This is a genomic window from Collinsella aerofaciens (assembly GCF_040926265.1).
GTDB lineage: Bacteria > Actinomycetota > Coriobacteriia > Coriobacteriales > Coriobacteriaceae > Collinsella > Collinsella aerofaciens_BB.
This window is the reverse complement of sequence record NZ_JBCOIL010000030.1, coordinates 24,143-29,039: the sequence shown is the minus strand read 5'-3', so window position 1 is coordinate 29,039 and position 4,897 is coordinate 24,143. Positions and strand designations below refer to the sequence as shown.

General features: G+C 60.8%; 3 protein-coding genes and 1 pseudogene (1 of these 4 only partly in view). 1 reads left to right on the top strand and 3 read right to left on the bottom strand.

The window, feature by feature from the left end; all coding sequences use genetic code 11:
• Window positions 1–480: 480 nt before the first annotated feature.
• Both AB5767_RS08740 and AB5767_RS08735 read right to left on the bottom strand, forming a co-directional pair.
• Window positions 481–1,560 (bottom strand): 6-phosphofructokinase, encoded by a 1,080-nt coding sequence (locus AB5767_RS08740; protein ID WP_055252496.1) that lies wholly within the window; start codon window positions 1,558–1,560, stop codon window positions 481–483.
• A gap of 140 nt (window positions 1,561–1,700) precedes the next feature.
• Window positions 1,701–2,786: a carcinine hydrolase/isopenicillin-N N-acyltransferase family protein gene (locus AB5767_RS08735; protein ID WP_195568561.1), complete on the bottom strand. Its 1,086-nt coding sequence runs from the start codon at window positions 2,784–2,786 to the stop codon at window positions 1,701–1,703.
• Between the two features lie 161 nt (window positions 2,787–2,947).
• Between AB5767_RS08735 and AB5767_RS08730 the strand changes: the two genes are divergently transcribed.
• A complete protein-coding gene (locus AB5767_RS08730; RefSeq protein ID WP_368132174.1) occupies window positions 2,948–4,333 on the top strand; it encodes a M18 family aminopeptidase in 1,386 nt (461 codons plus the stop codon).
• Between the two features lie 257 nt (window positions 4,334–4,590).
• Here AB5767_RS08730 and AB5767_RS08725 read toward each other — a convergent pair.
• Window positions 4,591–4,897: pseudogene (locus AB5767_RS08725) on the bottom strand (D-2-hydroxyacid dehydrogenase); it runs 419 nt beyond the window's last position.

Here is a 4,897-nt window from a genome sequence, read left to right as displayed (position 1 = left end):
GCGACGCGGAAATCGCGCGCTGTCGCCGCGCCCCGCAGTGCCCGCTTCCCCCGAGAACAATTATCAGTGCAGGTAGAAGGCCTGTCGATTTTCGAAAAAGGCGGTCATGATTGGCCCCATCGAGTTAAACGTAGTAGATGGCCCCTTTTCGTGGCGGACCATCAAACGAACGCCGACGCTTGTGCTGTAGCTGCTCCGATCATTCGTAAGTTGCGGTGGAATAGTTCCTAAATTCAGCCATTTGCGGGCTAAGCAGGAACTATTTCACCGCAATTGAATTTCAGGTCAGGCACCCGCAGCAAGAAGACGAATGGCCTCGGCCTCCCTAGTTGCCGCAGGAGACCCCAGGGCTTACCTCCCAAATCTTTCCGCAGGACGGAAGGACCCCGCCGCGCGAAGCGCGCAGCGGGGTCCCGACATGTCCGAGGACGATTTGGGAGGTAAGCCCTGGGGCCTCCGATGGGGCGGTTCCAGCCGAGGCTATTCGTCGCCGAAGCTGATGCCCAGCGCCTTGGCCTCGCGCACAAGATCGCTCTGGGGGTCGACATATTTGAGCTTGCCGGCGACCTCCTCGAGCGGCATGTGGCACATCTTGCCGTCGCGCAAGGCAATCATGTAGCCAAACTCGCCACGCAGGCAGCCGAGCGCTGCCTCGACGCCGCACTGAGTCGCAAAGATGCGGTCCTGGGCGTCGGGCTGGCCGCCGCGCTGCGTGTGACCTGGGATGGCGACGCGGGTCTCGCGACCGGTCTTGGCCTCGATCTCCTTGGCGATGTCGTAGACGATTGACGGGCTCGTGCGCTCGGCGAGCTTCTTCTTGTACTCCTTCTTGGACAGCGCCGCGTCCTCCTTGGAAATAGCGCCCTCGGCGACGGCCACGATGGTAAAGCGGCTGCCGGTCTCCATGCGATGCTCAATGGTCTTGATGACCTGGTCCATGTCGTAGGGAATCTCGGGAATCAAGATGACATCCGCGCCGCCCGCGACGCCGGCGTACAGCGGGATCCAGCCAACCTTGTGGCCCATGATCTCGATAACGAACACGCGGCCGTGACTCGAGGCGGTAGTGTGGATGTCGTCGATGCACTTGGTGGCGACGTCGATGGCGCTCGTAAAGCCAAACGTCAGCTCGGTGCCCCAGGTGTCGTTATCGATGGTCTTGGGCAGCGCGATAACGTTGAGGCCCTCTTCGCGCAGGCGGTTGGCGGTCTTGGTGGAGCCGTTACCGCCCAGCATAAACAGGCAGTCGAGCTGCAGCTTATGATAGGTGTGGACCATCGCCGGCACCTTCTCGACACCATCGGCCTCGGGGGTATCCAGACGCTTGAACGGTGTGCGGCTCGTGCCCAGGATGGTGCCGCCGCGGGTGAGGATGCCGCTAAAATCGGCGGGCGTCATGACGCGGAACCTGCTGTAGATAAGGCCCTGATAGCCGTCCTCAAAGCCATAAATCTCGATAGGCTCTTCGCTATTGGTCATAAGCGTTTTGACAATGCCGCGCATGGTGGCGTTGAGCGCCTGGCAGTCGCCGCCACTAGTAAGAAGACCGATTCTAAGCATGGTGAATCCTTCCGGGCAAGTTATAACATGCGCATAAGTTTACCCCCGCACACTGTTGATACGGGGGTAAAACGTGTTAGCTCAAATGTATGGAAATGTAAGCAACGTCAGGCCAGCGTAAGGACGACGGTGCCAGCTCCTTACAGCGCGAAGGCATCGATGTCGCCCCAGTGGCGGCGCAGCGTGATGGCGGCAGCGGGCTCGGTGTTGTCAAAGACGACCGACCACTGCGTGTTGCTGGTGATGTCTTCCGGATTGGGCTCTTGCGCCGCAGCGCGTAGGGCCTTCCAAGCGACTGCCTCGTTCTGGGCACCGACATGGGCGTCAAGGACATCGGCGATTGCGACGGCGCGCTCTTTACCATGGCCCAGCTCGCCATTCTTTTGGTTGGGCAGCACTTCGTCGCCATAGCAGGCATAGAAGTTCGTAACCTGGCGTACAGGAGTCGCTTTGAAAGCGCGGTCCGGATCGCGCGGATCCCACTCTACTACGCGCGCGTCACCGGCGGCGTCGTTGATAAAGAAGTGGTAATCGCGTCCTGCCATAGCGTGCATGTCGTAGGCGGAAAGCAGGTCGACAGCTTCTTGCGTGGTGGCGGCACGGTCGAGCACCAGGCGGATGGCGAGCGAGGTATTGATGGCGGGGCGTTGCGTGTCCTGGTCACAGGGCTTGGAATCCAGGGTGAGTACGGCAATGGACACGCCGCATTCATTAACACCGTCGAGCTGGGCAAACGGGCCCATCAACGCCGCGGCGCGTCCGGTGATGGAGTCAAGCGGAGTGTTGGCGCCCAGGTTATTGAGGGCGGCAAACCCGATGGAAGCATAGCCGCCGCGTGGGTGATTGCGCACCAGCAGCGCCGAGGTGTCGTCCTTAAAGTCGTAATTGCGACCGGTGCGCACGCGGCCTTCGGCATCTACGGCGACAAAAGCGCTGCAGGCAAACTGGGGCGCCTGGACATGTGCCGGCACACCGGGCAGCACCTGCGCCACCACGGCATCGATGTAGGCCTGGTCGTCGCGCACGCCAGCGGCGATGATGCGATCAAGATCGTAGTCGTAGGCGATGTCGATTGCGTACAGGTCATAGCCATCCGCGTAGCCGGTCAAGCGTTTGAGCGACGCGGCGGACTTGATTTGCTTGTGATAAACGATACCGGTGGCAGCGGCAAGGCCGACGGCGACTCCCGCGACACCGCAGGCGATGGCAATGTTACGTGGCTTCATGACGACTCCTCTCGTCCTGTTAGCGCAATTGTCGCAAAAGGAACGCGGGCATGATGGCTCAAGTTGGTGAGCGGCGCGGAATTAAGCACGGAATGAAGAGTGCGGCGCTGGCGTGGCGGGGTATGCTGGAGGGGACCATCAACCCAGCGAAAGGGGAGAGCATGACGGATCAGGAAACGCCCGAGCGCGCGCACGTGACGGCCGACGATATCGAGGCCGCCAACGACCTTATCGACTTTATCGAGGCATGCCCCAGCATGTTTCATACGGCGGCGACCATTATGGCCGAGCTCGACGAGGCGGGCTTTACCTACCTGCCCGAGAACGCGGCATGGGACATCGAGCCGGGCGGGCGTTATTACACGCAGCGCAACACCTCGAGCGTCGTTGCCTTTAAGGTGGGCGAGGACCTGGCTGCTACGTGGGGCGAGGACGGCGTTGCCGGCGACTATCATTTTCAGCTCACGGCGTCGCACAGCGATTCGCCGACGTTTAAGGTCAAGGCTGTGCCCGAGCTCGACGGCGCAGGCGAGACGCTGCGTCTGAACACCGAGGCCTACGGCGGCATGATCGACTACACCTGGTTCGATCGTCCACTGGCGCTCGCGGGCCGCGTGCTGGTGCGCGAGGGCGACCGTATTGAGAGCCGCCTGCTTGCCATCGAGCGCGAGGTTGCCATTATTCCGAGCCTTGCCATCCATATGAACCGTGGCGTTAACGAGAGCTTTGCTCCCAACCGAGCCGTTGACCTGTGCCCGCTCATCAGCGCCGGTGAACTCAAGCAGGGAGATTTTGACGCTCTGATTGCCGATGAGCTGGACGTTGAGCCCGAGCAAATTTTGGGCCGCGATCTGTTCCTGGTCAATCGTCAGGATGCGCGCATTTGGGGCTGGGCCGACGAGTTTATCTCGACGCCCAAGCTCGACGACCTGGCCTGCGCCTACACCTCGCTGCAGGCATTTTTGGGTGCCGAGAACGCGCGCGACGTTTCGGTCTTCTGCTGCTTCGATAACGAGGAGGTTGGCTCCGAGACCAAGCAAGGAGCCATGTCGACGTTCTTGGCCGACGCGCTGCGCCGCATTAACGGATCACTGGGCTTTGACGACGAGTCGTACCATCGCGCCCTTGCCGCCTCGATGCTCGTGAGCTGCGACAACGCGCATGCCGTGCACCCCAACCACGCCGAGAAGTGCGATGTTCGCAACCAGGTCGTACTCAACGGCGGTATTGTCATCAAGGAAGCCGCCAACCAGCACTACTGCACCGATGCCTTTAGCCGCGCGGTGTTCCAAGCCATCTGCGATGACGCCGACGTGCCCACGCAGGCCTTCGCCAACAAGAGCGATATGGCGGGCGGTTCGACCCTGGGCAACCTGTCGAACATGCAGGCGAGCATGCATGCCGTTGACGTGGGCCTGCCGCAGCTTGCCATGCACTCGAGCTACGAGACCGGCGGCGTGCGCGACGTGATGTACGCCATCCGCGCTCTCACCGCCTTCTACGAGCGCAACCTAACCATCAACGGCGCCGAAAGTGTGGAACTCTAAAATCTGCCAAAAAGGGACAGGTTTACTTTGGCAGGTTTTATCTGGGCAAATGCCGCAATGCCAACAGCTGGACAGAATTGTTATGACACCGCAGGTTGAGCAAACGTCAGCGAGCGATGTCCAGAGCGAACAAGTTGGCATGAAAAAGGCGAGGTATTGACCTTCTGGTCATGCCTCGCCTTTTGAATGACAAATTGTCGCTCTGGGCGGCGCGCAGCGTCGAGGGGTTCCGGCGTTTGGTAAAACGCCGGAACAACCTAATGCTCAATCCAACAGCGCAGGGTCTCGCCGGCTTGCAGGTGACGCAGATTCTCCGCGGCAATGTCGACCACATTGTTGAGCGTGGCTGCCAGGTGGAACCAGCCGGAGACGTGTGGCGTGATGAGCATATTAGGCGCATCCCACAGTGGGCTTGTCTCAGGCAACGGTTCGGGGTCGGTGACGTCGACCGCGGCGCCGGCGAGATGTCCCGACTCCAAGGCGGCAACCAAGTCGTCGGCGACCACAAGGTCTGTCTCTTATACACATCTCCGAGCCCACGAGACCTAACGTTATCTCGTATGC